The sequence below is a fragment of the Actinophytocola gossypii genome (genome assembly GCF_025165815.1).
Classification (GTDB): Bacteria; Actinomycetota; Actinomycetes; order Mycobacteriales; family Pseudonocardiaceae; genus Actinophytocola; species Actinophytocola gossypii.
This window is the reverse complement of the sequence record NZ_JAFFZE010000016.1, coordinates 21,523-48,333: the sequence shown is the minus strand read 5'-3', so window position 1 is coordinate 48,333 and position 26,811 is coordinate 21,523. Positions and strand designations below refer to the sequence as shown.

Sequence of the window (26,811 nt, the reverse complement as noted above, 5' to 3'; positions counted from 1 at the left end):
ACCTGGCGCGGGCTCACCTCGATGCGCACCGCGCTCATCCTGCTGTTCCTGCTCGCGCTCGCCGCGATGCCCGGGGCACTGCTGCCGCAGCGCGACCTCAACGCCGGCGCGGTCGAGGACTACATCGCCGCCAACGGCTGGTGGGGCCGCCTGCTCGACCGGCTCGGCTTCTTCGACGTCTACGCCAGCGTCTGGTTCTCCGCGATCTACCTGCTGCTGTTCGTCTCGCTGATCGGCTGCCTCGTCCCGCGCACCTTCGAGTACGCCAAGGCCCTGCGCGGCAAGCCGGTGCTCACCCCGCGCAACCTCGCCCGGCTGCCGCACCACCGCGAGGGCCGCACCGACGCCGGCGTCACCGAGGTCATGGCCGGCGCCCGCCGCCGGCTGCGGGGCTGGCGGCTGACGGAGCGCGAGGAGGACGACGGCGCCCGCAGCATCAGCGCCGAGCGCGGCTACCTGCGCGAGACCGGCAACCTGGTGTTCCACTTCGCCATGCTCGGCCTGATCGGGGCGCTCGCGCTCGGCAAGATGTACCAGTACGAGGGCCAGGTCATCGTTCTCGCCGACGGTTCCGAGTTCTGCAACTCCGGTACCTACGCCTACGACAGCTTCCAGCCCGGCCTGCGCGTCGACGGCACCGATCTCACCCAGTTCTGCGTCCGGGTCAACGACTTCACCGCGAACTTCCTCCCGTCCGGGGCGGCCGACTACTTCCGCGCCGACATCGAGTACCAGACCGGCGAGGACCTCGAAACCGGCACCTGGCGGCCCTACGCGCTCGAGGTGAACGACCCGCTGCGCATCGCGGGCGACCGGGTCTACCTGCTCGGCAACGGCTACGCACCCACCTTCACCGTCACCTTCCCGAACGGCGAGCAGCGCACCCAGACCATCCAGTGGCGCCCGGTCGACCTGCAGACCTACCTCTCCGAGGGCGCGACCAAGTTCGACCCGCCCGGCATCACCGACCCGGCCGAGCGGCGGGAGAAGCAGATCGCGGTCACCGGCCTGTTCGCGCCGACGGCCGTGCTGCAGGGCAACGTGCTCGCCTCCGCGTTCCCGGAGGCCCGCGACCCGGCCGTGGCGGTCGACGTGATGCGCGGCGACCTCGGCACGAACTCCGGCCGCGGCCAGTCCATCTTCGAGATCGACCAGCGGATGGTCGACCAGGGCAGGCTGGAGCGGGTGGCGCGGGAGAACCTGCGCCCCGGCGAGGAGATCCGGCTCGACGACGGCACCGTGGTCCACTTCGACGGCGTCGAGCGGTTCGCCTACCTCCAGGTCTCGCACGACCCGACCCAGGTGTGGGTGCTCGGGTTCGCGGTCGCGCTGGTCCTGGGGCTGGTCACGTCGCTGACGATCAAGCGCAGGCGGGTCTGGGTGCGCGCGACCCCGATTACCGATGACGACGGCACCGGTCGTACCGTGGTCGTGCTCGGTGGCCTCGCCCGCACCGACCAGGCCGGCTACGGCGAGGAGTTCGGCCGGATCGCCGACGACCTGCTGGAGCCGGAACCGGAGGACGCCGAGCGCGTCCCCGCAGGGAGGGAGACCTGATGCCGGTCGACGAGACGCTCTCCACCTACAGCGACTGGTGCTACGGCTCCGCGGTCGGCGTGTACGTGCTCGCGATGCTGTTCTCCCTGGTCGACCAGGCGTTCGGCCGGCACGGCACCCGGCAGGCGGAGCGGACGGAGCGGACGCGGGAGCTCGTCGGCGCCGGCGCCCCGGTCGAGCCGCCGGAGCCGCCGGAGCGGCCGGAACCTGCCACGTCCGGGCGGGCCGAGCGGGCTCGCCGGTTCGGGCGGATGGCGGTCGCGCTGACCGTGCTCGGCGTCGGCCTGCACGTCGCCGCGCTGGTGCTGCGCGGGTTCGCCACCGGGCGGGTGCCGTGGAGCAACATGTACGAGTACGGCGCGACGCTGTGCCTGGCCGCGGTGATCACCTGGCTGGTGATCCTGCGCCGGTTCGCGATCCAGCACCTGTCGGTGTGGGTGCTGCTGCCGGTGATCGTGCTGATGTTCCTGGGCGGCGTTGTCCTCTACACCGAGGCCGCTCCCGTGCAGCCGGCCCTGCAGTCGTACTGGCTGGTGATCCACGTCGTCTCGATCGCGCTGGGCAGCGGGATGGTGCTGGTGCCCGGGGTGGTGTCGGTGCTGTACCTGATCAAGGTGCGCAAGCCGGAGTGGGCCGGCCGGCTGCCCGCCGCCGACGTGCTCGACCAGGTCGCCTACCGCACCACGGTGTTCGCGTTCCCGATCTACACCGCCGGGGTGATCTTCGGCGCCATCTGGGCCGAGTCGGCCTGGGGCCGGTTCTGGGGCTGGGACCCCAAGGAGGTCGTGGCGTTCGTCGCCTGGATCGTCTACGCCGCCTACCTGCACTCGCGGGCCACCGCCGGCTGGCGCGGCGGCCGCGCGGCGGCGATCAACATCCTCGGCGCCGCCGTGATGGTGTTCAACCTGTTCTTCATCAACCTGGTCGTCGCGGGCCTGCACTCCTACGCGAACGGCTGACCAGTCCGGTTGGACAAGCCGCCAAAGGATCAGTACTCTCCGCCACCGGGGTTCGCCAAGATCACCCTTGTGGGTGAGGCTTACAGGCCAGGAGGGTGCAATTGAGTTACGCAGCTGCTTATGGTGGTCACGATCGCGTTCCGGCTGAGCGACGGTTACGTCGCGAGCACCCGTTAGGGGTTCCCCGGACCTACGCCGATCCGGCCGACGAGGTCGACGAGACCGGCACCGGCCGCAAGTGGACCTTCGGGGTCGCCGCCGGCGCGCTGCTCGTCGCCGGCACGTTCGCGGCCGGCGCGCTCGGCCTGAACAACGGCGTGCCACTCGCCACCGACCACGCCGCGCCGGAGCACGCCCCCGCGTCGCCCGGCAACAACCCGAACGACATCGGCGGCCCGGCCGCCGTCGCCCCGCCCGACCGGGAAGCCGACTCCGACAAGCGCAAGCCCGCCGAGAAGCCGGCGCCGAAGCCGGTCGGCTCGGTCACCCCGGCTCCCGACCGCCAGGCGCCCAGCGGCGCTCACGGCGGCAGCGGCGGCAGCGGCGGTGACATCACCACCCCCGCACCCCAGCCCGCGCCCGCCCCGGCCCCCGCTCCCGCACCGCAGCCGGCACCCCAGCCCACGCCGCCGCCGCCCGCCCCGGAGCCCGCGCCGGAGCCGCGGCCCGGCCCGGTCGAGCAGATCGTGACCCCGGTGACCGACACCGTCGGCGGCATCCTCGACCCGGTCACCGACACCGTCGGCGACGTGCTGTCCCCGGTCACCGGGCTGCTCAGCGCGGGCGACCGCCCGGCCATGACGATGATCGACGACCCGATGGCCGACCTGGTCGGCAAGTAGGGATCCGCTGAGAGGCCGGCCCGGCCGACCCGGCACGGTTGCTGGTGCGAACACCGGTGGCCCCCGGTGTCGACGCTGTCTCCGCCCTGCGACTACCGTCGCGTCCGGAGGCGGTCTCGGGCAGTCTTTTCAGGGAGGAACCCAGCGGTGAGTGGGCGCGAAGGCGAGCCGGACACGGCTGGAGTGGGCCAGGACTTCTCCTGGTTGCCGCCCGGTCAGCGGGCTCGCGCCGAAGGCGGGTCGGACCAGCAGGACTTCGGCCCACGGTCACACCTGGACGAGGACGTGCGCACGGACTCGGCCCGGCATCCCGACCCGGCCCAGCCGGGACCGACCCAGGGGCACCCGCAGCCGCAGTACACCGACCCGACCCCGTCCGGCCCCCAGCCGTACGCCGACCCGAACGCCTCCGGCCCGCACCCGTACGGCGACCCCGCCGCCTCCGGCCCGCACCCGTACGGTGACCCTGCGGCCTCCGGCCCGCACCAGAGTGGCCCTCAGTACGGCGACCCGTCGGCCTCCGGCCCGCACCAGGGCGGCCCCCAGTACGGCGACCCCGCCGCTTCCGGCTCCCACCCGTACGGTGACCCCTCGGCCTCCGGCCCGCACCAGGGCGGCCCCCAGTACGGCGACCCCTCGACGTCCGGCCCGCGCTACGCCGAGGTCACCCCGTCCGGCCCGCAGCCGGTCCAGCCCGGCTACGCCGAGGCCACGCCCTCCGGTCCGCAGCCGGTCCCGCCGCCCGGCTACGGCCAGCAGCAGTACCCCCAGCAGCAGTACCAGCAGCCGCAGCAACCCCAACAGCCCCGTCATGGCAAGTCCGACGAGCTGTCCTCGGCCAAGCTGATCAAGCAGGCCAAGCGCCGCCCCCAGTCCGGCTGGCGCAAGGCCGTCTACGTGGCCTCCGGGCACCTGATCAACGTCGGCGAGAGCCCGGCCGACGTGCACCGCCGCGAGCTGATCGGGCGGGTCAACCAGCCCCTGCGCGGCTGCTACAAGATCGCCATGCTGAGCCTCAAGGGCGGCGTCGGCAAGACCACCACGACGACCACGCTCGGCTCCACGTTCTCGTCCCTGCGCGGCGACCGCGTCATCGCCGTGGACGCCAACCCCGACCGGGGCACGCTCAGCCAGAAGATCCCGCTGGAAACCACCGCGACCGTCCGGCACCTGCTGCGCGACGCCGACCGGATCCACCGGTACAGCGACATCCGCGCCTACACCTCACAGGGCCCCAGCCGGCTCGAGGTGCTGGCCAGCGAGCAGGACCCGGCGGTGTCCGAGGCGTTCAGCGAGGACGACTACCGCCGCACGGTCGCGCTGCTCGAGCACTTCTACAACATCGTGCTCACCGACTGCGGCACCGGCCTGATGCACTCGGCGATGAAGGGCGTGCTGGACATCGCCGACTCGCTGGTCATCGTCTCGTCCGGGTCGGTGGACGGCGCCCGCAGCGCGTCGGCCACGCTCGACTGGCTGGACGTGCACGGCTACCGCGACCTGGTGTCCCGCTCGGTGGCGGTGATCAACTCGGTGCGTCCCGGCTCCGGGTCGGTCGACCTGGACAAGCTCGCGCAGCACTTCGGCGCGCGTTGCCGGGCGGTGTGCCGGATCCCGTTCGACCCGCACCTCGAGGAGGGCGCGGAGATCGAGCTCGACCGGCTGGCCGCGCCGACCCGGCTCGCGCTGCTGGAGCTGGCCGCGACCGTGGCGGACGCGTTCCCCAGCGAGTTCACCTACATGCGTTAGGCCGGCGGCTGCTTGCCGTCCGGGTCGGCCGGCGGCTTGCGCTCACCGAGCTTGCGCAGGAAGTCCGGGTCGTCGTCGGGCGCGATGGGTGCCCGACGGGCCGGACGGGCGGGGCGCATTGGTCGAATCGGTCGAACCGGACGGCGTTCGCCCTGCTCGACGGAGTTCGACACGAACGCCCGCCACAACAGCACGGCGACGCAGATCGCACCGATCGCGGCGAGCAGGTAGAGCATCGTGCCACCTCCCGGGAGTTCTCTCCACCGAGATTAACCCGTTTGTCCCGTTTGCGGGGGGCCAGGGTGCGGGTGGTGACTGTGAGTCGCGTTATGCCGGCCCGTCGCCCTTGGTGGCCTCGGTGGTCAGCTCGGCGAGCAGGGTCTTCACCTCGGACTCGCGGAAGCGCCGGTGACCGCCCGGAGTGCGGATGGAGCCGATGCGTCCCGCCGTGGCCCAGCGGGTGACGGTCTTCGGGTCGACGCGGAACAGCGCCGCGACCTCGCCAGGGGTCAGCAGTCGTTCGCCGACGTGTGCTGCGGTCACGAGTCCTCCTCTGTCGTGCAGGAACCGGACGGGAGCAATCGTGTCATCTCGCCCGTCGGGTACTCGAACGGTTGTCTGATGGTAAAGAGGTAGTAAGGGACAAAACGGCTGGTTCGGGCGTCCCGGGCCGGCCGATAGGCTCGCGGTCGTGGACATCGTCGATCGCAGGATCATCGCGGCGCTGCGCGAGAACGGCCGGGCGACCTACGCCGAGCTTGGGCGCCAGATCGGCCTGTCCGCGTCGGCGGTGCACGAGCGGGTCGGCAAGCTCGAGGCCACCGGAGTGATCACCGGGTACCACGCGGTGGTGAACCCGTCGTCGGTCGGTCTCGGGGTCACCGCGCTGATCGGGATCCACTCGACCGACGTGGCCGACGACGAGGACGTGGCCGCGGCGCTCGCGCAGCTGCCGGAGGTCGAGTCGTGCTATCGGGTGGCCGGCGACGAGTCGTTCGTGGTCAAGGTGCGGGTGGCGACGGTCGACGACCTCGAGCACACCCTGGGCGGCCTCCGGCGTATCGGCGGCGTCGCGCGCACCAGGACGACGCTGGTGCTGTCGACCCGGTTCGAGGGCCGGCCGAACACGTCCGAGGCGGACGCGGAGGTGAATGGGGATGACGAGTGAGCTGCGGCGCGACCTGGCGCTGTACACGCTGGTGCGGATCGGCCTGGTGGTGGTGGTCGCGCTGGTGCTGATGGCGTTCAAGGTGCCGTTGCTGGTGAGCCTGGCGGTGGCGGTCGTGGTCGGCTTCCCGCTCGGCCTGCTGCTGTTCCGCGACCTCAACCGCCGCGTCACCACCGGCCTGGCCAAACGCGGCGAGACCCGGGACGCCGAACGCGACCGGCTGCGCGCCCAACTGCGCGGCGAGGAGCACGAGGACTGATGTCCGCCGTAGACCGGTGCTGCGAGAAGACCAGGACGTGGGTGAACGAGGCCGTCCGCGTCATCGAGGCGGACGCCAACCGGAGTGCGGACACGCACCTGATCCCGTTCCCGCTGCCGCCAGAGTGGAACGTTCACCTGTACCTCAAGGACGAGTCGACGCACCCCACCGGTTCGTTGAAACATCGCCTGGCCAGGTCCTTGTTCCTGTACGCGCTGTGCAACGGCTGGATCGTCGAAGGCACCCCCGTCATCGAGGCGTCCTCCGGTTCGACCGCGGTCTCCGAGGCCTACTTCGCCAGAATGCTCGGCCTCCCGTTCATCGCCGTGATGCCCAGAACGACGAGTGCGGAAAAGGTCGACCTCATCGAACGCCAGGGCGGCCGCTGCCACTTCGTCGACGAGCCGAGCCGCCTCTACGCCGAGTCCCACCGCCTGGCCGACGAGCTGAACGGCCACTTCATGGACCAGTTCACCCACGCCGAACGCGCGACCGACTGGCGCGGCAACAACAACATCGCCGAGTCGATCTTCGAGCAGATGGCCCTGGAACCGCATCCGGAGCCCGAGTGGGTGGTCGTCGGCGCCGGCACCGGCGGCACCAGCGCGACCGTCGGCCGGTACATCCGCTACCGCCAACTCCGCACCAGGCTGGCGGTCGTCGACCCCGAACACTCCGTCTTCTTCGACGCCTGGCGCGACTCGGAGCCCGAGCTGACCGCGTGCCATGGCTCCCGCATCGAAGGCATCGGCAGGCCGAGGGTGGAGCCGTCCTTCATCGGCCAGGTCATCGACCGCATGATCAAGGTGCCGGATGCGGCGTCCCTGGCCACCATCCACGCCGTGGAACCGATCCTCAACCGCCGCGTCGGCGGCTCCACCGGCACGAACCTCTGGGGCGCGTTCCAACTCGTGGCCGAACTACGAGCGGCGGGCCGCTCCGGCAGCGTCGTCACCCTCCTCTGCGACGCGGGCGACCGCTACGGCAACACCTACTACGACGACACCTGGCTCGCCACCAACAACCTCGACCTGACCCCCCACCGAACCAGCGTGGCAGACTTCCTCACCACCGGCTCCTGGCCCGCCTGAGCAAAGCGGTCACCCGAGCCAGAAGGTGGTGCCGGCGAGGAGTGCCCAGGCCAGCATGGCCAGGCCGGTGGACTGGATCACCGGGATCAGGGCCGGTCCTTCCCGGCCGGCGAGCACGATGCGTACCCCCGGCGCCACCAGTACCGCCGCCGCCAGGGTCACCAGGACCCACGGCGTCGCCACCGCGGCCAGGGCCGCCACCGCGAACGGCACGCTCACCAGCGCCACGTACAGCACCCGCGTCCGTTCCTCGCCGAGGCGGACCGCCAGGGTGCGCTTGCCCGTCGTGCGGTCGGTGGGGACGTCGCGGAGGTTGTTCGCCACCAGTACGGCGGCGGAGAACGCGCCGAGCGCCACCGCCCCGGCGACCCCGAGCCACGTCACCCGTTCCGCCTGCACGTACTGCGTCCCCAGCACCGCAACCAGGCCGAAGAACACGAACACCGCGGCCTCGCCCCAGCCCGAGTAGCCGTACGGCCTCGACCCGCCGGTGTAGAACCACGCCCCGGCCACCGACACCGCCCCGATGGCCACCATCCACCACAGGCCGGTCAGCGCCACCAGCACCAGACCCGCCGCGCACGCCACGGCGAAGCACGTGAACGCCGCTCGCTTCACCGCCGACGGCGTGACCAGCCCGGAACCGACCAGGCGCAGCGGGCCGACCCGCTCGGCGTCCGTTCCGCGTACGCCGTCGGAGTAGTCGTTGGCGTAGTTCACCCCCACCTGCAACGCCAGCGCCACCACCAGCGCGAGCAGCGACGCCCACCAGTTGAACCGCTCGACCGCCCCCGCCGCCCCCGCGCCGACGATCACCGGCGCCACCGAGTTCGGCAGCGTGCGGACCCGAGCTCCCTGTACCCACTGGGCGGCGGTGGCGACCATGCGCCCATCATCGCCGATCAGCCGAGCCGATCAGCAGGCGCGCACCCCGGCGGCACCCGCGACCCACGCGGCGGACACGAACTTCCCCGGGGCCAGGCGGTACCAGACGTTCGTCCGGCCCTGGGTGCCCTCCGCGTGGTCACCGCGCACCGAGCACTGGATCCCGACCCGCGCGTACTCCGCCGCGAACCCGACGTTCGGGGAGTGCCTGGTCGGGCGCTCGCGCACGTTCAGCGGCGTGCCGTGCGTGTCGACCCGACCCGCCGGGCCGCCACCGGTCCACAGGTAGGTCACCGTCACCCACGCGTTGTTCCGCAGCCGCAGCCCGTCCCAGAACGTGCCGTCGGCCAGGTCGATCCCCGCCGGGTTGGCCACCTGCCGGCCGAACTGGTCCTTCCCGCCGTTGTGCCCGTTCTGGTACGCCGCCTGCGCCTGCGGCAGCCCCCTCGGCAGGCCGCGCCACTGCTCGCGGCGCTCGTTCCAGTAGTCGTCGCGGGTGTTCCACGGGCCGACGTCCCACACCGGCGCCCACTCGCACCGGCCGTTCGCCGCGCACACCCGCACGCTGTACTCGCCGGACCGGTCCCGCGACAGGCCACGGCGCGACGGCAGCGCCACGAAGTGGTCCCGCCGGGTGATCACGTGCCCGTTCGCCGTGGTGCCGCCGACCAGGCCCTCGCGGGTGGCGAACACCCGGTACGAGACCGGGCCGGCCGCCCTGGCCGGCGCGGCCGCCGTCCGCGACGGGGTGACGGTCAGCGACCGCAGCACCGGGGACGCCGTTCCGTCCGGGGCGATCAGCATCACCCGGACCTCGACGGTGCCGGAGGCGGCCGGGAGCGTCGTGGGCGCGTCGGGGCGGATCTCGGTCCACTCGGACCACTGCCCGTCGTGCCGGGCGCGTACGTCGACGGCGAGGCGGGCGTCCGGTGGCACCGTGCTGTCCACCGTTGCCTCGAACGTGTTCGCCGGGCGGGTGACTGGCAGCCGGTACACCGCGAACCCGGTGCGCAGCGACTCCATCCGGTTGGCCGCCGCGCTCAGCCGCAGCTCGTCGGTCGCCACGACGTTGGTCGACGCGGACTCGCGGTCGAGGTCGACCCGCAGGCCACCCTCGGCGGCCGCCGGTGCCGACGTCGCCGCCGGGCCGAGTAGCCAAGCGGTCAGGATCATGACCAGGACTGGCTTCATGCCGGTCAAGGCAAGGCGCCGGGTGTCCGGATGTCAACGCGGCGTGGCCGCCCGCCGTCCGATTTCCCCCGATCGGGTTTCACCCCTTGCGCAGTGCCGCCCGCACCCCTGCCCGGTCCACCTTCCCCGGCCCACGCAGCGGCAACGCGTCGGCGAACCGCACCAGCTTGGGCACCGACGGGCCGCCGAGCGCCGCCCGCACAGCGTCCCGCAGCGCCGACACCGGCGGCGGCGCGGCCGGATCGGCCGGCACCACGGCCGCGGCGACCAACTGCCCCCACTCCTGGTCCGGCAGGTCGACCACGCATGCCTCGGCCACCCCCGGCTGTGCGGTCAGCACGTCCTCGACCGCGGCCGGCACCACCTTCACCCCGCCGGTGTTGATCACGAAGTCCGCCCGCCCGTGCACGGTCAGCCTGCCCTCGTGCAGCGTCCCCAGGTCGGCCGTGCGGAACCAGCCGCCCGCGAAGGCCGCCTCGGTCGCCGCCGGGTCGAGCCGGTAGCCGTCCGCCAGCGTCGGCCCGGACAGCTCGACCAGGCCGTCCGCGATCCGCACGCCGACACCGTCCAGCGGGAGCCCGTCGTACACGCAGCCGCCCGCGGTCTCCGACATGCCGTACGTGGTCACCACCCGGATGCCCGCGTCCCGGGCCCGGTCGAGCAGCCGGGCCGGAGTGACCGCGCCGCCGAGCAGCACCGCGTCGAACCGGCGCAGCGTGTCCGGCTCGTCGACCATCCGCGCCAGCTGGGTCGGTACCAGCGCGGTGTAGTGCGGCCCGGGAAGCCGGAACAGCTGGTCCGCGCCCTCGGCAAACGTGTGCGCCACCACCGGCTCCGCGCCGGCGAGCAACGCCCGCACGATCACCTGCACCCCGGCGATGTGCTGCCCCGGCAACGTCAGCAACCACCGCCCCGGCCCGCCCAGCCGCGCGTGCGTGGCCGTCGCCGAGGCCGTCAGCGCACGAGCCGACAGCAGCACGCCCTTCGCCACCCCGGTCGACCCGGACGTCGCCACCACCAACGCCGTCCCCGGCGCCACCGGCCGCTCCGGCGCCAGCCGCGCCACCAGCTCACCCCGCCGGGGATCCCCGGCCGACACCGGCAACACCGCCGGCCCCGACCCGTCGAGCGCGGCCCGCACCGCCGCCGTCAACTCGGCGACGTCACCCGGACCGGCAAGCTCCACCACACGCACGCCGGTCATTGTCGCCTCAGCGCGGCCCGCGCTCGCCGAGCGCCCAGAACGGCTCGACCCTGGCCGACGTCCGCTCGATCCGGACGCGTCCATCGAAGGAGACGCGGGTCAGTGCTCGTCCGGCAGCTCGCCCCGGCGCAGGTCGCGCAGCGCCGACCGGCGGCCCTCGGTGACCCCCTGCCGGCGCCCGAGTCCGAACCCGAACACCACCCCGACCAGCAGCGCGACCAGGATCGCGATCGTGATGGCCATGTCCGGCTCCTCAGTAGTAGTAGGGGAACGGCGACCAGTCCGGGTCCCGCTTCTCCAGGAAGGCGTCCCGGCCCTCCACCGCCTCGTCGGTCATGTACGCCAGCCGCGTGCTCTCCCCGGCGAACAGCTGCTGGCCGACCAGCCCGTCGTCGATCAGGTTGAACGCGTACTTCAGCATCCGCTGCGCGGTCGGTGACTTCCCGTTGACCTCCCGCGCCCACTCCAGCGCGGTCGCCTCCAGCTCCGCGTGCGGCACGACGGCGTTCACCGCGCCCATCCGGTGCATGTCGGCGGCGGTGTACGCCCGCCCCAGGAAGAAGATCTCCCTGGCGAACTTCTGCCCCACCTGACGCGCCAGGTAGGCCGAGCCGAACCCGCCGTCGAAGCTGCCGACGTCCGCGTCGGTCTGCTTGAACCGCGCGTGCTCCTCGCTGGCCAGCGTCAGGTCGCAGACGACGTGCAGGCTGTGCCCGCCACCGGCCGCCCACCCCGGCACCACCGCGATCACGACCTTCGGCATGAACCGGATCAGCCGCTGGCACTCCAGGATGTGCAGCCGGCCCGCCCGCGCGGGGTCCACCGTCGACGCGGTCTCGCCGGACGCGTACTGGTACCCGGTCCGGCCGCGGATCCGCTGGTCACCGCCCGAACAGAACGCCCAGCCGCCGTCCCGGGGCGACGGGCCGTTCCCGGTGATCAGCACGCAGCCGACGTCCGGGGTCATCCGGGCGTGGTCGAGCGCCCGGTACAGCTCGTCGACGGTGTGCGGGCGGAACGCGTTGCGTACCTCCGGCCGGTCGAACGCGATCCGCACGGCTCCGGTGTCGACCGCTCGGTGGTAGGTGATGTCGGTGAAGTCGAAGCCATCGACCTCCCGCCAGGCCGCGGGATCGAACAGCTCGGACACGGGGTGTTCTGCCACGCAGGCGAGCATATGGGCCCGCCGAAGCGCCCGGTGAATCGCGCGCCGTCGGACCGCCGTGTCAAGCTGACCCAGTGCACGACGTCGACACCGCGCTGGATCTCCTGTGCGGCCGGGACCTGGCCTCCGGTCGCCGGGTGAGCGAGGCGTGGCACGGGCTGTCCGGTGGCGACACCGGCTACCGGGCCTCGCAGTTCGACGTGCAGCGGTACCTGTGGCTGATCCTGCCCAGGATGGTGCGTGCCGGCGACCCGCCCGACGGGCGCCCGGTGGCGGCGGCGTTCGCGGAGTTCTTCGACCTCACCGGCGAGCCCCGGTACGCGGCGATCTGCCGGGGCCGCTGGACGGAGCGGGTGCTGGCCGCGGCCGGCGACCGGGAGCGCTGCGCGGAGCTGGCGATCAACGCGATGGACGACTCAGGCGTGCTGCCGCCCGAGGAGCTGGACATCGCCTGGCTGCCCGAGCCGGGCCCGTACGAGGCGGCCGCGTTCGACGCGATCGCCCGCGCGCTGGAGACCGCCATCGCCGAGGGGCAGATCCCGCTGGCCACCCCCGCGACCGACACCCTGCGCCTGGTGCTCGCCCTCGACCTGCTGGGCAGCCGGATCGCCGACGACGGCGCCCGCACGGTCGTCCAGGCGATGGTCGCCGAACGGATGCGGTACTGGTCCCGCCAGACCCCCAGCCAGGCACTGCGCGAGCAGCTCGTGCGCACCGAGCCCGACGTGGCCACCCCGCCGCGCACCGAACTCGACACGGCCCCCGCGCTCGCCCCGCTGCGCCTGCTGCTGGAGAGCTGCGCCGGTCCGGGCGCGAAGCTGACCAGGGCCGGCTACCTGCCGACGGACCTGGTGGCCAGCCTGGTCGAGGCGATGCCGTGCGCGCGCACGTTCCCCGGCAGCGGCCGCAGCGAGTCGCACTGGCCGCCGGTGGGCCAGCTCCGCGACCTGGCCTACCGCTGCGAGCTCGTCGACCACGAGGACGGCCGCCTGCGCCTGACCCACGTCGGCGAGGACGCGCTTGCGGACGACCGCACCCTGTTCGAGGCGCTGGCCACGACGTTCATCGGGTACGCGGACCCGCCGCACCGCCAGCACGTGCTGGAGACGGTGCTGACCATGCTCCTGCTGGAGAACCGCGTCGACCGCGCGGCGATCGACCGCAGGCTCGGCGTCGTGCTGGCGGAGTACGCCGTCGACCCGCCGCCGTCGCGGGAGGACGTGCTGCGCCTGCGGGTGGAGGCCCTGTGGGACCTGCGGGTGGTCGGCGCCCTGCTGACCGACGACGTGGAGCGCCCGGTCGGCCTCAACGAGGTGGGTCGCGAGCTGGCGGTCGCCGCGCTGCGGGCCCGGGTCCTGCAGGGCTGGTGGTGGGGATGAACCCGTCCACCGCGCAGGCCTCGGTGATCACCGACGAGCTGGTGCGGTGCGGCGTGGAGCACGTCGTGGTGTGCCCCGGCTCCCGCAACGCCCCGCTGTCGATGGCGCTGTTCGAGGCGGCCAGGTCCGGCCGCGTCACCCTGCACGTCCGCGTCGACGAGCGGGCGGCGGCGTTCCTGGCCCTGGGCCTCGCGACGGGTAGCGCCCGCCCGGTGGCCCTGACCTGCACCTCCGGCACCGCCGTGGCGAACCTGCACCCCGCCGTCCTGGAGGCGAGCCACGCCCGCGTGCCCCTCCTGCTGCTGACCGCGGACCGCCCGCCCGAGCTGCACGGCACCGGCGCCAATCAGACCGTCGACCAGCGCGCCCTGTTCGGCCCCGCCGCCGGCGCCGTCGAGTTCCCGGTGGCCGAACGCCGCCCCGGCCAACAGGCGGTGTGGCGCGCCCTCGTCTGCCGAGCCGTCGCGCACGCCGAACAGGGTGGCCCGGTCCAGGTCAACGTCCCGTTCCGCGAGCCCCTGGTCCCCACTTTCGAACCCCACTGGCCGGACTCCCTCGACGGCCGCCCCGACGGCCGGTCCTGGACCACCGTGGCCCCAGCCGCCACGCCGGTCAGCCGCGTCGACTTCCCCCTGCCCGCCCGCACCCTCATGGTCCTCGGCAGCGGGAGCCCCGCCCGCGCCCGGGCCGCCGCGGCGGTCGCCGCCATCGCCGGCTGGCCGGCCGTGGCCGAACCCCCGGCCCACGCGGCCGCCCTGTCCGGCGGCGCGAACGTCCTCCGCCGAGGGACCCTGCTCCTGTCCGCCGATCTCCCCGACACCCTGCGCCCCGACGCGGTGGTGGTCGTCGGCCGCCCGACGCTGTCCCGCGCGATCGGCCGCGTGCGGACCCAGGCCCCGACCTACGTCATCGACGACGCGCCGGCGTGGACGGATCCCCAACACCTGGCCGTCCAGGTCCGCACCTGGCTCGACCTCGACGACATGCCCCACGTCGCCGACGTGGACCCGGACTGGTTGCCGGCCTGGCGCCACGCCGACACCAACGCCCACACCGCCGTGGACAAGCTCCTCGACGAACAGGAGTGGCCAACCGGCCTGCACCTGGCCGCGGACGTCCTGGCCACCATCCCCACCGGCACGAACCTGTTCCTCGGCTCGTCCAACCCCATCCGCGACGTGGACCTGGTGGCCGAGCCCCGCTCCGACGTGGCGGTGTTCGCCAACCGGGGCGTGGCCGGCATCGACGGCAACACGTCGACCGCCGCCGGGATCGCCCTGGCGACCGCCCGCCCCACCTACGCCCTGATCGGCGACGTGACGTTCCTGCACGACGTCAACGCCCTACTCCTCGGTCCCCAGGAACCCCGCCCGGACCTGACGGTCATCGTCAACAACGACGCGGGTGGCGGCATCTTCTCCCTGCTGGAACAGGGCGCCGCCGAACACCAGGAAAGCTTCGAACGCGTCTTCGGCACCCCCCACCAGGCCGACCTGGCCGCCCTGTGCGCCGGCTACGGCATCCCACACACACTCGCCCCCGACCGCGAGGCCTTCCGTGCCGCGCTCCGCCCCGCCCGGGGTCCGCGCGTCGTCGAGGTCCGGACCACCCGCGCCCCCCTCCGCGACCTCCACGCCCGCCTCCGCACCGAGGTCACCGCCACCCTCCACTGACGCGCCCACGATCGCTCCCAACGCCAGCGGCCAGTGATGGTAGGGGCGGTGTTGGGGACGCTCCCACCCTCGCTCAACCATCTGGTTGACAACGCCGGTGGCGCGGTCTACCTTCATACTCAACCGACAAGTTGAGGAAGAGTGGTGGAGGACAGCACCGAACGGCTGAACCGAGCGTTCGCGGCACTGGCCGACCCGACCCGGCGCGACCTGGTGGCCCGACTGGCCACCTCGGACGCGACCGTGGGCGAGCTGGCCGAGCCGTACGACATGAGCCTCCAGGCGGTCTCCAAGCACGTGAAGGTGCTCGAGGAAGCCGGCCTGGTCACCCGTAGCAAGGACGCCCAGCGCCGACCGGTCCACCTGGACGCGGAGGTGTTCGACCTGATGACGAAGTGGATCGAGCGGTACCGCCAGCAGGTCGAGGAGCGCTACCGGCGCCTCGACGCCCTGCTCGCCGACGAGAACCAGCAGAAACAGCCCCGGAAGGACGCGTCATGACCATGACCAGGCACGAGACCACCATCGCCGCCGACGAGAAGGTGCCGACGATCGAGATCGTCCGGGAGTTCGACGCCAGCCCGGAGCAGGTGTTCCGCGCCCACGTCGACCCCGAGCTCTACGCCAAGTGGATCGGCCCGCGCTCGCTCACCACCCGGATCACCAGGTGGGAGCCCAGCACGGGCGGCGCGTGGGCCTTCGCCAACGACCGCGACGGCGAGGAGATCGCCTCCTTCTTCGGCAGCTTCCACGAGGTCCGGCGGAACGAGCGGATCGTCTGGACCTTCACCTACGAGGGCCAGCCCGACGGCGTCGCGCTGGAGACGCTGACCTTCGAGGAGCTCGACGGCGGCCGCACCCGGCTGCGCACGCTGAGCGTGGTCGCGGACTTCGAGACCCGGGACGCCATGCTGTCCAGCGGCATGGACGTCGGGGTCAACGAGGGCTACGAGAAGCTCGACGAACTGCTCGAGAAGCGATGACGGCGCCCGCCGAGCGGCACGCCCGCGACGCGGCCCGGTTCACCGAACTGGTCGAGTCCGCCTCGCCCGGCGACTGGTCCCGGCCCAGCCCGGTCGCGGACTGGACGGCCGTCGACATCGTGCGGCACCTGGTCGAGTGGCCCCGGGGCTTCCTCCAGGGCGCCGGGATCGAGCTGCCGGCGCTGGACGTCGGGGCCGACCCGGTCGGCGCCTGGAAGCAGCACGTCACCGACATCCAGGCGATCCTCGACGACCCGGCCGGGCGGGTGCTGAGCAACCCGCACACCGGCGACAAGCCGGTCGACGAGGCGATCGACCAGTTCTACACCGACGACGTCTGGCTGCACTCCTGGGACCTCGCCAAGGCTCTCGGCCGCGAGCCCGACCTGGACCAGGAGCGCTGCGCCGCCGGGCTGGCGGCCATGGTGCCGGCGGAGCGGATGCTGCGCGACAGCGGGCAGTTCGGCCCGGCCGTGCCGGTCGCCGACGACGCCCCGGCGCAGGACCGGCTGATGGCCTTCATCGGCCGCGACCCCGCCTGGCGGCCATGACGAGAACGAGGCGGGCCTCAGGGGAAGAGGCCCGCCTCGTTCTCGTGGACTACTTGCTGCCGATGCGGATCTTCATCGAGGTGCCCTGCTGCTTCTGCACCTTGATCGTCGTCCCCGTCGCCGGGAGCTTCACGCCCGAGAACGGCTGCTCGGCGTACCAGTACTTCCTGGTGTCGTCGAACTTCGGCACCGCGGCCTGGCCGCGGATGTAGCTCGGCTTGCCGTTCACGTGCAGCGTGAACGACTCCGCCTTGGACAGCGAGAACGGCGCGTCGTAACCCGCGATCCGCTCCCGCCACATCTCGCCCTCCAGGTTGTGGATCGGCGCCGGGTGGGCGTCGACCGGGAGCGCGAGACCCTCACCGGGGTGCTGGCTGGTGTTGTTGTCCGACTGCGACGTGTCCCAGTACCAGACGTGCAGACCGGTCTCGTACGGGAAGTGCTCGACCCAGTCCGGCCGGTCCGGGAACCCGAAGTTGTACGGGCCGGTCTCCATGTACTGACCGTAGGACTCGTAGGTCCGGTTCGACGCGATGTAGAAGTTGTCGAACAGCTCGGTCTCCACCGCCTTCGTCGGCCGGAAACCGTTCAGCGTCCAGCCGTTCGCGCCGTCCTCGGCGCCGTCGGTGAAGATCGGCTGGCCGTCGGCCGACACGACGAGCTCGTCGGCGAAGAAGCCGTTCTGCACCAGGGCCCCGTCGGTGATGTACCGGAACCGCAGCTGGATCTCCGACCCGGCGAACTGGTCGAGCGGAACGCTCAGGTCGACCCACTGGTCCTCCGACGTCCCGGTCAGCGCCGGCTGCCCGTCGCCGTCACGCGGGAACGCCGCGCCGTCGACGGTGCCGTCCAGCGACGTCCAGGTGTCCCCGCCGTCGGTGGACGCCTGCACGTACAGGTAGTCGAAGTCCTGCTCGATCTGGTACCGCGTCCGGAGATCGAGTGACGCGGTGGACGCGCCGGTCAGGTCGACGGTCCTGGTCATCGTGGTGTCCAGGTCGTCGCCCTTGGTCGACCACCACTGGTACTCGCCGGCCGCCGGCGCCCCGTGCTCGGACTCGACCTCCTTGTCCGGCAGCACCACCACGACGCCCTGCGGCTTGGTCGAGTTGTACTCGTGCGGACCCAGCTCCAGCGTCCGCTGCTGTCCGGCGACCACGACCTCGTAGTCCAGCCAGCCCAGCTGCAGCTTCGACCACGGGTCCATGTCGTTGACCCGCGAGCCCAGCACCTCGCCCGGGCCGGAGACCCGCTGCTGGGCCATCAGCGACCACCAGTTGACGTGGTTCGAGCCGCCGCCCGAGTAGTCGTACAGGTCCGGCAGGCCGAGGTCGTGGCCGTACTCGTGGGCGAACACGCCGATGCCGCCGTTCTCCGGCTGCATCGTGTAGTCGCCGACCCAGAGGCCGGTGTCGCCGATCTCGGTGCCGCCCTGCAGGTTGCCGTCCGGACCGGAGGTGGTGCCGCTGAACGCGAACGCGCGGTGGGCCCACAGCGCGTCCTCGCCGTAGATCGGGTCGCCGTTGGACTGGTCGCCGCCGGCGTGCACGATCTGGAAGTGGTCGAGGTAGCCGTCCGGCTCGTCGAAGTTCCCGTCGCCGTCGTGGTCGGTGCGGTCCCACACGTCGTAGCGGGCGAGTTCGGTCTTGATCTGCTCCGGCGTCTTACCGGCCGCGATCTGCTGGTCGTACCAGGCGTTCACGCCGTCCTTGACCAGGTGGTACGCGTTGCTGCAGACGTTGCCGGTGCACGGGTAGCCGTTGGACCGGCCGTAACGCGCCTGGTTGTACTCGACCTCGACCCAGTCCGACACCGTGCCCTGCACCGAGTAGCGGCCGGAGGACTGCTTCTCGTAGTAGTTGGCGAGCGAGTCGACGTTCGGGTCGTCGGAGAAGTACAGGTCCTGGTAGTGCTGCCGGTCGTAGTTCTCCTGCCAGATCGTGGAGTTGTCGACCGAGCGGTCCGGCTCCGGGATCTCGTTGTGCGTCGGACCATCGAAGCTCACCGGGCCGGGCGTGTTCGGGTCGGTGTCCTGGTCGGGGTAGTCGGGGTGCCGCTGGTCGCCGAACTCCGCGAGCACGACGAAGATGTTGTCCGTCTTCTCCCGGGCCAGCTCGACGTACTGGTCGACGGTGCCGTTCGCGCCGCGCTTCCCGGTCTCCGGGCCGGGCTTGGTGCCCATCTTCACCACGGTGCTGTCCCCGCGCTTGATCGCCTCGCGCTCGCCGGACAGCACGTCGGCCAGTGCCTCCTGGCGCAGTGCCCGCCGCTTCTGCTCCGTCTTGCTCGGCAGGTCGTCGATTCCGTTGGTGTGCGCGCTCGCCTGGGCGGGCGGAGCGCCGGGCGAGGGTGCCGCCTGGGCGGCCGGACCGAGGGTCGCCAGCCCGGACGCCACCACGGCGGCGCTCGTCAGGCCGACGAGAATTCTTCGTTGCAACACGTCCTCCATCGATCTCGCGAAAGCGCAAACCACCCGGTAGGGGGCCTCAGCGCCAGCGAGATATTACGGAAAGTGCAATTCCCTGGGACCCGACGAAAGAAGTAATCCAAGCGGGCTAACGCAGTAGTGTTGCTCCAGGTGGGCGTGCGCACCCGGCCACTCAGCGTCAGCCGGATAGGCTCGGCGCGTGGTGAAGCAGGGGACCGACGCCCGATGGCGGCTGACCCGTCGGGTCGCCGCGCGGGCGCTGCTCGCCCTCGGCGGGATCGTCACCTTCCTCGGCGTGGTGCTCGTGGTCGCCGCGTGGACCGAGGACATCGCGATCGACGAGAGCATGGTGCTCACCAACGCCGAGGTGCTCGACGACACGTTCGCCCGCACGCTGATCCGCTTCTACACCCCGGACGGCGCCGAGCAGATCCCGCAGGTCGGCGTGCTGTACCCGGCCGGGCTCGACGTCGGCGACGTGGTCGAGGTCGAGTACCGGCAGGACGATCCGGAGCTGGTGCGGGTGGCCGGCCGGGGGGCCGTGGTCACGCTGCTGCCGGTCGGGCTGACCGTCCTGGGCGTGTGGGCGGTGCTGGTACCGGCGATCTGGGCGCTGCGCCGACGGATATAACAGCTTTCCGAAAATCGTGCTCGCAGATGTAACATCAGGTCGTGGACGCTGAACTGGAGCGCGAGTTCGACCGTGTCGTCGGCGCGGAGCAGCGCATCGAGCCGAGGGACTGGATGCCCGACGGCTACCGGAAGACGCTCATCCGCCAGATCGCCCAGCACGCGCACTCCGAGATCATCGGCATGCAGCCGGAGGCGAACTGGATCAGCCGCGCGCCCTCGCTGCGGCGCAAGGCGATCCTGCTGGCGAAGGTGCAGGACGAGGCCGGGCACGGGCTGTACCTGTACGCGGCGACCGAGACCCTCGGCGCCGACCGCGAGGACCTGACCCGCAAGCTCGTCGAGGGCCGGCAGAAGTACTCGTCGATCTTCAACTACCCGACGCTGAACTTCGCCGACGTCGGCGTGATCGGCTGGCTGGTGGACGGCGCGGCGATCGTCAACCAGGTGCCGCTGTGCCGCACGTCGTACGGGCCGTACGCGCGGGCGATGATCCGGATCTGCAAGGAGGAGTCGTTCCACCAGCGGCAGGGATACGAGCTGCTGATGACGATGATGCGCGGTACCGAGGCGCAGCGCCGGATGGTCCAGGACGCGGTGGACCGCTGGTGGTGGCCGTCGCTGATGATGTTCGGCCCGCCGGACGCGGAGTCCTCGAACACCGCGCAGTCGATGGCGTGGCGCATCAAGCGGCACACCAACGACGAGCTGCGGCAGAAGTTCGTCGACATGACGGTCCCGCAGGCCGACGCCCTGGGCGTCACCCTGCCCGACCCGGAGCTGCGCTGGAACGCCGACCGCGGCCACCACGACTTCGGCGAGATCGACTGGACGGAGTTCTGGCAGGTCGTCGGCGGCAACGGCCCGTGCAGCCGACAGCGGATCGAGCACCGCCGAGCCGCCCACGACGACGGCGCCTGGGTCCGCGAGGCCGCCGCCGCGTACGCCCACCGGCAGACCGACAGGGAGGCGATCGCTTGAAGCCCCTGCTGTCGACCTCCCTGACCGTCACCTCAGGGGAACGTGACGCAACCCAGCCACAAGTACGTGACCGGGCCGAACACAAGATTCCCAACGCGACCAACAGGGACAAGTCCGGGGAGGCGGAACGATGAGTACCCCCAGGTCGGCCTGGCCCCTGTACGAGGTGTTCGTCCGAGGCAAGCGCGGCCTCAACCACGTGCACGTCGGCTCGCTGCACGCACCCGACGACGAGATGGCCCTGCGGAACGCGCGGGACCTGTACACCAGGCGCAACGAGGGCGTCAGCATCTGGGTGGTGCCGGCGTCCGCGATCACCGCGTCCTCCCCGGACGAGAAGGACCCGTTCTTCGCCCCGGCCGGCGACAAGGTCTACCGCCACCCGACGTTCTACGAGATCCCCGAGGACGTGCCGCACCTGTGAGCGAGCTTGCGAGCGAACCAATGGATACAGGCGACCGAGCCTGCGAGGGGGCGACGTGAGTTTCGACAACGCGTACGACGCGATCACCGACGGGGCCGGGGACGACCAGCACTGGGCGTTCGGCACCGGCTTCGACGACCCGCTGGCCGGGGTCGACCGCGCGGTGCCGGCCGACACGTCCGCCGTCGACTTGTCGACTTATTGCCTGATGCTCGCCGACGACGCCCTGATCCTGTCCCAGCGCCTCACCGAGTGGTGCTCCCGCGCACCCGAGCTGGAGGAGGACGTCGCCCTGGCCAACATCGCGCTCGACCTGCTCGGCCAGGCCCGCCTGCTGCTGACCCGCGCCGGCGAGGTCGAGGGCGCCGGCCGCGACGAGGACACCCTCGCCTACCTCCGCGACGAGCACGAGTTCCGCAACGTCCGCCTGGTCGAACTCGACTGCGGCCCCGGCCCCGGCGGCGACTTCGCCACCACCATCGCCCGGCTCCTCGTCTTCTCCACCTGGCGCCTCGCCGTCTTCACCCAGCTCGCCCACTCGGCCGACCCGGTCCTCGCCGCCATCGCCGCCAAGGGCGTCAAGGAACTCGCCTACCACCGCGACCACGCCGCCCAGTGGACCCTCCGCCTGGCCGGCGGCACCGACCACTCCCGCACCCGGATGATCGCCGCCCTCGACCAGATCTGGCCCCTGGTCGACGAACTGTTCACCCCCCACCCCGTCGAACAGTCCCTCCCCGCCATCGCCGTCGACCCGGCCACCGCCCGCCCCGAGTTCGACGACGTCCTGGACACCGTCCTCACCGCCGCCACCCTCCCGCGCCCCACCGTCCCACCCATGTCCCCCGTGGCCGGCCGCACCGGCCGCGACGGCGCCCACACGGAGGCCCTCGGCTACCTCCTGGCCGAGATGCAGCACCTCGCCCGCTCCCTCCCCGGAGCCACCTGGTGACCCCGCGAGTCCCACCCTCCCGTCCCGCGAGTCGTACCCTCCCGTCCCGCGAGTCGTACGCTCCCGTCGCGCGAGTCGTACCCTCCCGTTCCGCCCGCGAGGTCGCCGAGAGCGTCCTCGACCCCGAGCTGCCCGTGCTCACCCTCGCCGACCTCGGCGTCCTCCGCGACGTCACCGAGCACGACGACCGGGTCGTGGTCACCATCACCCCCACCTACTCCGGCTGCCCCGCCCTCGACGAGATGCGCCGTGACCTGCGCGCCAGCCTCCGCGACGCCGGCTACCCCGACGTCGAGGTCCGCACCGTGCTCGCCCCCGCCTGGACCACCGACTGGATCAGCGACGCCGGCCGCCGCACGCTCGCCGAGCACGGCATCGCCCCGCCCGCCCGGATCGGCCCGCGCCCGGCCGGCCCGGTCCCGCTGAACCTGACCCCGCCGCCCAGCCGGGTGCACTGCCCGCACTGCGGTTCGGCCGACACCGTCGAGCTGTCCCGGTTCGCCGCGACCGCGTGCAAGGCGCTGCGCCGCTGCGAGTCCTGCCGGGAGCCGTTCGAGCACGTCAAGGAGCTGTAGATGCCGACGTTCCACCAGCTCCCGGTCGCCAGGGTGGACCGGCTGTGCGCGGACGCGGTCGCGGTGACCTTCGCCGTCCCGCCCGAACTGGCGTCGGAGTTCGCCTTCCGCGCCGGCCAGTACCTGACCCTGCGCCAGGAGGTCGACGGCGTCGAGGAACGCCGCTCGTACTCCATCTGCGCCTCGCCGTCGGCCGCCCCCAGGATCGGCGTCCGCCGGGTCGAGGACGGGCTGTTCTCCACCCGCCTGGTCGACCGCCTGCGCCCCGGCGACCTGCTGGACGTCATGCCCCCACAGGGCCGCTTCACCCCCGACCCCGCCGACCACGGGGGCCACCACGCGTTCGTCGCCGCCGGCTCCGGGATCACCCCGGTGCTGTCCATCATGACCGCGCTCCTGGAGTCCGATGAGGACACCCGGGTCACCCTGCTGTACGGGAACCGCCGCACCGACACGGTGATGTTCGGCGACGAGCTGGCCGACCTCAAGGACCGCCACCCGGCACGCCTGCAGCTGGTGCACGTGCTGTCCCGGGAACCCCGCGACGTGGCCCTGTTCTCCGGCCGCCTCGACGAGGAACGCCTGACCACGTTGCTGGGCACCGTGATCCCGACGTCCGATGTGGACCACTGGTGGCTGTGCGGCCCCTACGGCATGCTCACCGACGCCGGCCGCGCCCTCGACGCGCACGGCGTGCCGCCGAACCGGGTGCACCGCGAACTGTTCTATGTGGACGAACCGCCGCCGGAGGTCCGGCGCGTCGAGGAGACCGGGGTCGACGGCCCCGCCGCCGACGTCACGATCGTGCTCGACGGCCGGGAGACCACGCTGACCCTGCCCGCCGACACCCCGATCCTCGACGCCGCCCAACGGGTCCGCGCCGACCTGCCGTTCGCCTGCAAGGGCGGCGTCTGCGGCACCTGCCGCGCCAAACTGACCGAGGGCGAGGTCGAGATGCGCCGCAACTACGCCCTCGAACAGCACGAGCTGGACGAGGGTTTCGTGCTCACCTGCCAGGCCCTGCCCCGCTCACCCACGATCGCCGTCGACTACGACGCCTGACACCCGTGGCATGAACTGGACAACCTGACCGCCCCGCGCCGCTGCCGACACGAGAATTCCGTTGGGCGCGGAAAGGAGCGGTCGTGACCGGATTCATGGAGATGAACACGGACACCACGTCCCGGTTCATGGACGGCATGGCGACCGTCGCCGACACGTTCGCCACCGGGTGGGCGAGCGCGAAAGGCGACATCACCGCCGCTGAGGCGGGCATCGGCACGGACGTGTTGGCCGCGGCGTTCGTCGCGGGTTACCGCACGCGGACCGACTCGCTGGTGGCGGCGCTGGATCGGGTGCCCGAGGTGTACCGGGCGATGAGTGCCGCGGGCCAGCGGTGCGTCGCGGAGTACCGCACCGCCGACGAGGCCAGCGCGGCCGCGCTCAACCAGGTGTCCTCCGGCGGGGTGGCTCGGTGGTCGTAGCCGAACCAGCCGACTCACTGGGACTGTGGGCGCGGATCAAACCCGCTGTCGGCTGGCCGGACAGCCGAGCGGACCTGTTGGGCGGTCTCGAGGTGGGCTGGCGGCAGGGCGCCGGGCACCTCGACGCGGTTGGGGACTTCGACACCCGCCCGGTGCTGGAGGCGTGGACGGACGACGTGGGCGCCACGTTCCACGCCGACGTGACCAGCGCGGGACGGCAGATCGGCCCAATGGCCGACGCCATGCGGGGAATGGCCGACTATGCCGCCATGTTCGTCGCGGAGGACCGGAACGCCAAGGTCACGATCGCCGACGGCGTGCACCGGACCCTGCCGCTGTACGCCTCCACGTACCAGTTGCCACCCGCGATCGGCGAACAGGTCCGGACACAGATCGCCACCCAGCTGGCCGGCCAGTTGAGCACCGTGCTGCCGGCGGCGGCGCAGCGCATCCGGGCCGCCGCCCCGCCGGAAGATGAGTGGGGGGAGTTCGGCGAGGAGTTGGGCGAGAACCTCGGCCGGTGGGGTGACTTCGCCCGCGGGCTCACCCAACCGTCGGGCGCGCCGGACGAGAACGCGGAACCGGGTGGTACGCCGACCACCATCCCGCCCAAGGAGATGCCGGAGAACAAGCGGGCGCTCGAACTGGAGAACCGGACGGCCGAGATCCTCGCCAAGGACGGATACGATGTCGAACAGAATCCGCCGACCACTTCGACTGGCAAGAATCCCGACTACCGGGTCGAAGGGAAGTACTTCGACAACATCGCGCCGACCACCGACAACGTACGCAACATCGCGTCGAGGATCGAAGGAAAGGTGGTCGCCGGTCAGGCCGACCGGATCACCCTGAACATGACGGACTCCAACGCCGATCACGGTGCGCTGTACCAGCAGCTGCGGGACTACCCGATCGACGGCCTGCACGAGGTGCTGATGATCGACGAACACGGCGATGTCCGCCGCCTCTACCCGTGACGAGGGAACCTGATCATGTCCATCTCCTACCACCTCGAGCTGGCGACCACCCTGTCGGCGGCGGAGGTCGCGCGGACACTGCACAGCGTCTCGTCGAACACGCTGGAATCCCCGGTCCCGGCCGACTCCGCACTGGCCGGCGGGGTGACCGCCGCCGGTGTCTGGCTCCGGGTCGTCGAGGTCGACCCGAAGCCCTGGAACGTCGTCGTCACCGACCTCGGGATCAAGCCGACGGTGATGGCGGTCTTCGAACCCGGCAAGACCGGTGACGTCGACCGCCAACGGGCCGACATCGTGCGCCTGGTGTCGGGTCTGTTGACGCACCTCGCGGACGATGCCGTGCTGCACCAGGACCACCAGACGATCTGGCTCCTTCGCCGCGCGGGCACGCTCGTGGTCAACGACCGCGACGACGTGTGGCCGCCGGAGCTGTTGGCGCTGCTGACGCCGCCGTACGAGCGGGGCGAACTCTCGTTCGCGGACTGACGGCACAAGCGTTCCGGCAACGTTAGCCCCGTGGCCACGTCGGCGTTCTCCCGTCGGCAGCGCGGGTTGCGACGGTCATCGACGTGCGCGTCGCCATCGTCACAGAGAGTTTCCTGCCGCAGGTCAACGGCGTGACGAACTCGGTTCTCCGCGTCGTCGAACACCTGCACGGGCGCGGCCACGACACCCTCGTGGTCGCGCCGGGCACCGCGGGACCCGACCGGTACCTGCACGCCCCCGTCCGCCGGGTCCGCGCCGTCGACCTGCCCGTCATCAGCACGTTGCCGATCGGCGTCCCGTCGCCGAAGGTGCACGCCGCCCTGGCCGAGTTCGGGCCGGACGTCGTGCACCTCGCGTCGCCGTTCGTGCTGGGCGCCGCCGGCCTGCGCTCGGCCAGACGGCTCGGCGTCCCGGCGGTCGCGGTCTACCAGACCGACGTCGCCGGGTTCGCCGCCGCCTACGGGCTCAAACACGGCGCCCGTGCCGCCTGGCGCTGGATCCGCCGCCTGCACAGCGCCGCGGACCGCACGCTCGCGCCGTCGCTCGCCTCCGTCCGCGCGCTCACCGAGCACGGCGTGCCCCGCGTGTACCACTGGGCGCGGGGCGTCGACACCGACCGCTTCGCGCCCCGGCACGCCGACCCCGCACTGCGCGCCGGCCTCGCCCCGCGCGGCGAGCTGCTGGTCGGTTACGTGGGCCGCCTCGCGCCGGAGAAGCAGGTGCACCGGCTCGCCACGCTGCACGGCCTGCCCGGCGTGCGGGTCGTCGTGGTCGGCGACGGCCCGGAGGAGCCGACGCTGCGCCGCCTGCTGCCGGACGCGGCGTTCCTCGGCTTCCGCACCGGCGCGGAGCTGGCCGCCGCCTACGCCAGCCTCGACGTGTTCGTGCACACCGGCCCGCACGAGACCTTCTGCCAGGCCGCGCAGGAGGCGATGGCCTCCGGCCTGCCGGTGCTCGCGCCGGACGCGGGCGGTCCGCGTGACCTGGTCGAGTCCGGCCGTACCGGCTTCCTGCTCGAACCGCACGACGACGAGCGGTTCGCCGGCGAGCTCCGGTCCACCGTGTCGCTGCTGGCCGACCGCGCCCTGCGCGGGCGGATCGGTGCCGCGGCCCGCGCCTCCGTGCGCACCCGCACCTGGCCGGCCGTCTGCGACGAGTTGCTCGGCCACTACGACCAGGTGAGCGGCGCGCTGCTGGCCGCTTGATCCGGGTGTCGTA

General features: G+C 72.1%; 30 protein-coding genes. 22 read left to right on the top strand and 8 right to left on the bottom strand.

The features are described from left to right. The first annotated feature begins 21 nt into the window (after positions 1–21). The 4 genes from resB to JT362_RS21420 all read left to right on the top strand — a co-directional run bounded on the left by resB (position 22) and on the right by JT362_RS21420 (position 5,107). On the top strand, positions 22–1,557 hold the full coding sequence (gene resB / locus JT362_RS21435) for a cytochrome c biogenesis protein ResB (protein WP_260193817.1): 1,536 nt from the start codon (positions 22–24) through the stop codon (positions 1,555–1,557). Continuing rightward, a complete protein-coding gene (gene ccsB / locus JT362_RS21430; RefSeq protein WP_260193324.1) occupies positions 1,557–2,516 on the top strand; it encodes a c-type cytochrome biogenesis protein CcsB in 960 nt (319 codons plus the stop codon). Before resB ends, ccsB begins: the two co-directional genes overlap by 1 nt. A gap of 101 nt (positions 2,517–2,617) precedes the next feature. Then, positions 2,618–3,358 (top strand): hypothetical protein, encoded by a 741-nt coding sequence (locus JT362_RS21425; RefSeq protein WP_260193845.1) that lies wholly within the window; start codon positions 2,618–2,620, stop codon positions 3,356–3,358. Between the two features lie 147 nt (positions 3,359–3,505). Beyond that, positions 3,506–5,107, top strand: a complete 1,602-nt coding sequence (locus tag JT362_RS21420; RefSeq protein ID WP_375546542.1) for an AAA family ATPase — start codon at positions 3,506–3,508, stop codon at positions 5,105–5,107. Here the strand turns inward: JT362_RS21420 and JT362_RS21415 are convergent. Both JT362_RS21415 and JT362_RS21410 read right to left on the bottom strand, forming a co-directional pair. Next, entirely contained in the window at positions 5,104–5,343 is a 240-nt protein-coding gene (locus tag JT362_RS21415; protein WP_260193322.1) for a hypothetical protein, read from the bottom strand. The genes JT362_RS21420 and JT362_RS21415 overlap by 4 nt on opposite strands. Before the next feature lie 91 nt (positions 5,344–5,434). Then, positions 5,435–5,650 (bottom strand): BldC family transcriptional regulator, encoded by a 216-nt coding sequence (locus JT362_RS21410; protein ID WP_260193321.1) that lies wholly within the window; start codon positions 5,648–5,650, stop codon positions 5,435–5,437. Between the two features lie 148 nt (positions 5,651–5,798). Here JT362_RS21410 and JT362_RS21405 point away from each other — a divergent pair, with 148 nt between their 5' ends. Genes JT362_RS21405 through cds1 form a run of 3 tightly spaced genes read left to right on the top strand, consistent with a single transcriptional unit; the run spans position 5,799 to position 7,625 of the window. After that, positions 5,799–6,275 (top strand): Lrp/AsnC family transcriptional regulator, encoded by a 477-nt coding sequence (locus JT362_RS21405; RefSeq protein WP_260193320.1) that lies wholly within the window; start codon positions 5,799–5,801, stop codon positions 6,273–6,275. Continuing rightward, complete coding sequence (locus JT362_RS21400) at positions 6,265–6,534, top strand: DUF4229 domain-containing protein (RefSeq protein ID WP_311202736.1); 270 nt, start codon at positions 6,265–6,267, stop codon at positions 6,532–6,534. Before JT362_RS21405 ends, JT362_RS21400 begins: the two co-directional genes overlap by 11 nt. Further along, complete coding sequence (gene cds1 / locus JT362_RS21395) at positions 6,534–7,625, top strand: L-cysteine desulfhydrase Cds1 (protein ID WP_260193317.1); 1,092 nt, start codon at positions 6,534–6,536, stop codon at positions 7,623–7,625. The genes JT362_RS21400 and cds1 overlap by 1 nt, the downstream gene beginning before the upstream one ends. Positions 7,626–7,634: 9 nt before the next feature. On the opposite strand, the gene JT362_RS21390 is transcribed toward cds1, so the two are convergent. The 5 genes from JT362_RS21390 to JT362_RS21370 form a co-directional block, all read right to left on the bottom strand. Then, positions 7,635–8,510 (bottom strand): 1,4-dihydroxy-2-naphthoate polyprenyltransferase, encoded by an 876-nt coding sequence (locus JT362_RS21390; protein ID WP_260193315.1) that lies wholly within the window; start codon positions 8,508–8,510, stop codon positions 7,635–7,637. Between the two features lie 30 nt (positions 8,511–8,540). After that, positions 8,541–9,701, bottom strand: coding sequence for a DUF8814 domain-containing protein (locus JT362_RS21385; RefSeq protein ID WP_260193314.1), 1,161 nt, complete (start codon positions 9,699–9,701; stop codon positions 8,541–8,543). 79 nt (positions 9,702–9,780) lie between these two features. Continuing rightward, positions 9,781–10,896: an o-succinylbenzoate--CoA ligase gene (menE, locus tag JT362_RS21380; protein ID WP_260193311.1), complete on the bottom strand. Its 1,116-nt coding sequence runs from the start codon at positions 10,894–10,896 to the stop codon at positions 9,781–9,783. 108 nt (positions 10,897–11,004) lie between these two features. Continuing rightward, on the bottom strand, positions 11,005–11,148 hold the full coding sequence (locus JT362_RS21375; protein ID WP_260193310.1) for a hypothetical protein: 144 nt from the start codon (positions 11,146–11,148) through the stop codon (positions 11,005–11,007). Positions 11,149–11,158: 10 nt separating this feature from the next. Continuing rightward, entirely contained in the window at positions 11,159–12,082 is a 924-nt protein-coding gene (locus tag JT362_RS21370) for a 1,4-dihydroxy-2-naphthoyl-CoA synthase (protein ID WP_375546541.1), read from the bottom strand. 62 nt (positions 12,083–12,144) lie between these two features. Here JT362_RS21370 and JT362_RS21365 point away from each other — a divergent pair, with 62 nt between their 5' ends. From JT362_RS21365 to JT362_RS21345, 5 genes are all read left to right on the top strand, one after another. Further along, positions 12,145–13,449, top strand: a complete 1,305-nt coding sequence (locus JT362_RS21365) for a hypothetical protein (protein WP_260193307.1) — start codon at positions 12,145–12,147, stop codon at positions 13,447–13,449. Continuing rightward, a complete protein-coding gene (menD, locus tag JT362_RS21360) occupies positions 13,446–15,122 on the top strand; it encodes a 2-succinyl-5-enolpyruvyl-6-hydroxy-3-cyclohexene-1-carboxylic-acid synthase (RefSeq protein ID WP_260193306.1) in 1,677 nt (558 codons plus the stop codon). The genes JT362_RS21365 and menD overlap by 4 nt, the downstream gene beginning before the upstream one ends. A gap of 144 nt (positions 15,123–15,266) precedes the next feature. Continuing rightward, positions 15,267–15,623 carry an ArsR/SmtB family transcription factor gene (locus JT362_RS21355; protein WP_260193304.1) on the top strand — a complete coding sequence of 119 codons (357 nt, stop codon included), beginning with the start codon at positions 15,267–15,269 and terminating at the stop codon, positions 15,621–15,623. Then, positions 15,620–16,105 (top strand): SRPBCC family protein, encoded by a 486-nt coding sequence (locus JT362_RS21350; RefSeq protein ID WP_260193303.1) that lies wholly within the window; start codon positions 15,620–15,622, stop codon positions 16,103–16,105. The genes JT362_RS21355 and JT362_RS21350 overlap by 4 nt, the downstream gene beginning before the upstream one ends. Further along, positions 16,102–16,656 carry a TIGR03086 family metal-binding protein gene (locus JT362_RS21345; protein ID WP_260193302.1) on the top strand — a complete coding sequence of 185 codons (555 nt, stop codon included), beginning with the start codon at positions 16,102–16,104 and terminating at the stop codon, positions 16,654–16,656. Before JT362_RS21350 ends, JT362_RS21345 begins: the two co-directional genes overlap by 4 nt. 49 nt (positions 16,657–16,705) lie before the next feature. Here JT362_RS21345 and JT362_RS21340 read toward each other — a convergent pair whose 3' ends face one another. Beyond that, positions 16,706–19,096 (bottom strand): immune inhibitor A domain-containing protein, encoded by a 2,391-nt coding sequence (locus JT362_RS21340; RefSeq protein WP_260193301.1) that lies wholly within the window; start codon positions 19,094–19,096, stop codon positions 16,706–16,708. 187 nt (positions 19,097–19,283) lie between these two features. Here JT362_RS21340 and JT362_RS21335 point away from each other — a divergent pair, with 187 nt between their 5' ends. The 10 genes from JT362_RS21335 (at position 19,284) to JT362_RS21290 (ending at position 26,798) form a co-directional block, all read left to right on the top strand. Then, positions 19,284–19,715 carry a DUF3592 domain-containing protein gene (locus JT362_RS21335; RefSeq protein WP_260193300.1) on the top strand — a complete coding sequence of 144 codons (432 nt, stop codon included), beginning with the start codon at positions 19,284–19,286 and terminating at the stop codon, positions 19,713–19,715. Positions 19,716–19,756: 41 nt separating this feature from the next. Continuing rightward, positions 19,757–20,695 (top strand): 1,2-phenylacetyl-CoA epoxidase subunit PaaA, encoded by a 939-nt coding sequence (gene paaA, locus JT362_RS21330; RefSeq protein WP_260193298.1) that lies wholly within the window; start codon positions 19,757–19,759, stop codon positions 20,693–20,695. A gap of 130 nt (positions 20,696–20,825) precedes the next feature. After that, the gene (gene paaB / locus JT362_RS21325) at positions 20,826–21,119 is read left to right on the top strand and encodes a 1,2-phenylacetyl-CoA epoxidase subunit PaaB (protein WP_260193296.1); all 294 of its coding nucleotides are present in this window, start codon (positions 20,826–20,828) and stop codon (positions 21,117–21,119) included. Positions 21,120–21,174: 55 nt separating this feature from the next. Next, on the top strand, positions 21,175–22,071 hold the full coding sequence (gene paaC / locus JT362_RS21320) for a 1,2-phenylacetyl-CoA epoxidase subunit PaaC (protein WP_260193294.1): 897 nt from the start codon (positions 21,175–21,177) through the stop codon (positions 22,069–22,071). Continuing rightward, entirely contained in the window at positions 22,068–22,646 is a 579-nt protein-coding gene (gene paaD / locus JT362_RS21315; protein WP_260193291.1) for a 1,2-phenylacetyl-CoA epoxidase subunit PaaD, read from the top strand. Before paaC ends, paaD begins: the two co-directional genes overlap by 4 nt. After that, positions 22,647–23,708: a 1,2-phenylacetyl-CoA epoxidase subunit PaaE gene (gene paaE, locus JT362_RS21310; protein WP_260193289.1), complete on the top strand. Its 1,062-nt coding sequence runs from the start codon at positions 22,647–22,649 to the stop codon at positions 23,706–23,708. 83 nt (positions 23,709–23,791) lie between these two features. Continuing rightward, positions 23,792–24,130, top strand: coding sequence for a hypothetical protein (locus JT362_RS21305; RefSeq protein ID WP_260193287.1), 339 nt, complete (start codon positions 23,792–23,794; stop codon positions 24,128–24,130). After that, on the top strand, positions 24,121–25,107 hold the full coding sequence (locus JT362_RS21300) for a CdiA C-terminal domain-containing protein (RefSeq protein WP_260193285.1): 987 nt from the start codon (positions 24,121–24,123) through the stop codon (positions 25,105–25,107). The genes JT362_RS21305 and JT362_RS21300 overlap by 10 nt, the downstream gene beginning before the upstream one ends. Before the next feature lie 15 nt (positions 25,108–25,122). Beyond that, positions 25,123–25,593, top strand: a complete 471-nt coding sequence (locus JT362_RS21295; protein ID WP_260193284.1) for a SitI3 family protein — start codon at positions 25,123–25,125, stop codon at positions 25,591–25,593. A gap of 83 nt (positions 25,594–25,676) precedes the next feature. Next, positions 25,677–26,798: a glycosyltransferase family 4 protein gene (locus JT362_RS21290; protein ID WP_260193282.1), complete on the top strand. Its 1,122-nt coding sequence runs from the start codon at positions 25,677–25,679 to the stop codon at positions 26,796–26,798. The last annotated feature ends 13 nt before the right edge of the window (positions 26,799–26,811 follow it).

What these genes read in the sequence shown, in the direction of transcription:
- resB (WP_260193817.1), top strand. Translation starts at nt 22, where the DNA reads ATGCGCACCGCGCTCATCCTGCTGTTCCTGCTCGCGCTCGCCGCGATG.
- ccsB (WP_260193324.1), top strand. Translation starts at nt 1,557, where the DNA reads ATGCCGGTCGACGAGACGCTCTCCACCTACAGCGACTGGTGCTACGGC.
- JT362_RS21415 (WP_260193322.1), bottom strand. Translation starts at nt 5,343, where the DNA reads ATGCTCTACCTGCTCGCCGCGATCGGTGCGATCTGCGTCGCCGTGCTG.
- JT362_RS21400 (WP_311202736.1), top strand. Translation starts at nt 6,265, where the DNA reads ATGACGAGTGAGCTGCGGCGCGACCTGGCGCTGTACACGCTGGTGCGG.
- cds1 (WP_260193317.1), top strand. Translation starts at nt 6,534, where the DNA reads ATGTCCGCCGTAGACCGGTGCTGCGAGAAGACCAGGACGTGGGTGAAC.
- JT362_RS21390 (WP_260193315.1), bottom strand. Translation starts at nt 8,510, where the DNA reads ATGGTCGCCACCGCCGCCCAGTGGGTACAGGGAGCTCGGGTCCGCACG.
- JT362_RS21385 (WP_260193314.1), bottom strand. Translation starts at nt 9,701, where the DNA reads ATGAAGCCAGTCCTGGTCATGATCCTGACCGCTTGGCTACTCGGCCCG.
- JT362_RS21375 (WP_260193310.1), bottom strand. Translation starts at nt 11,148, where the DNA reads ATGGCCATCACGATCGCGATCCTGGTCGCGCTGCTGGTCGGGGTGGTG.
- JT362_RS21370 (WP_375546541.1), bottom strand. Translation starts at nt 12,082, where the DNA reads ATGCTCGCCTGCGTGGCAGAACACCCCGTGTCCGAGCTGTTCGATCCC.
- menD (WP_260193306.1), top strand. Translation starts at nt 13,446, where the DNA reads ATGAACCCGTCCACCGCGCAGGCCTCGGTGATCACCGACGAGCTGGTG.
- JT362_RS21350 (WP_260193303.1), top strand. Translation starts at nt 15,620, where the DNA reads ATGACCATGACCAGGCACGAGACCACCATCGCCGCCGACGAGAAGGTG.
- JT362_RS21345 (WP_260193302.1), top strand. Translation starts at nt 16,102, where the DNA reads ATGACGGCGCCCGCCGAGCGGCACGCCCGCGACGCGGCCCGGTTCACC.
- paaB (WP_260193296.1), top strand. Translation starts at nt 20,826, where the DNA reads ATGAGTACCCCCAGGTCGGCCTGGCCCCTGTACGAGGTGTTCGTCCGA.
- paaE (WP_260193289.1), top strand. Translation starts at nt 22,647, where the DNA reads ATGCCGACGTTCCACCAGCTCCCGGTCGCCAGGGTGGACCGGCTGTGC.
- JT362_RS21295 (WP_260193284.1), top strand. Translation starts at nt 25,123, where the DNA reads ATGTCCATCTCCTACCACCTCGAGCTGGCGACCACCCTGTCGGCGGCG.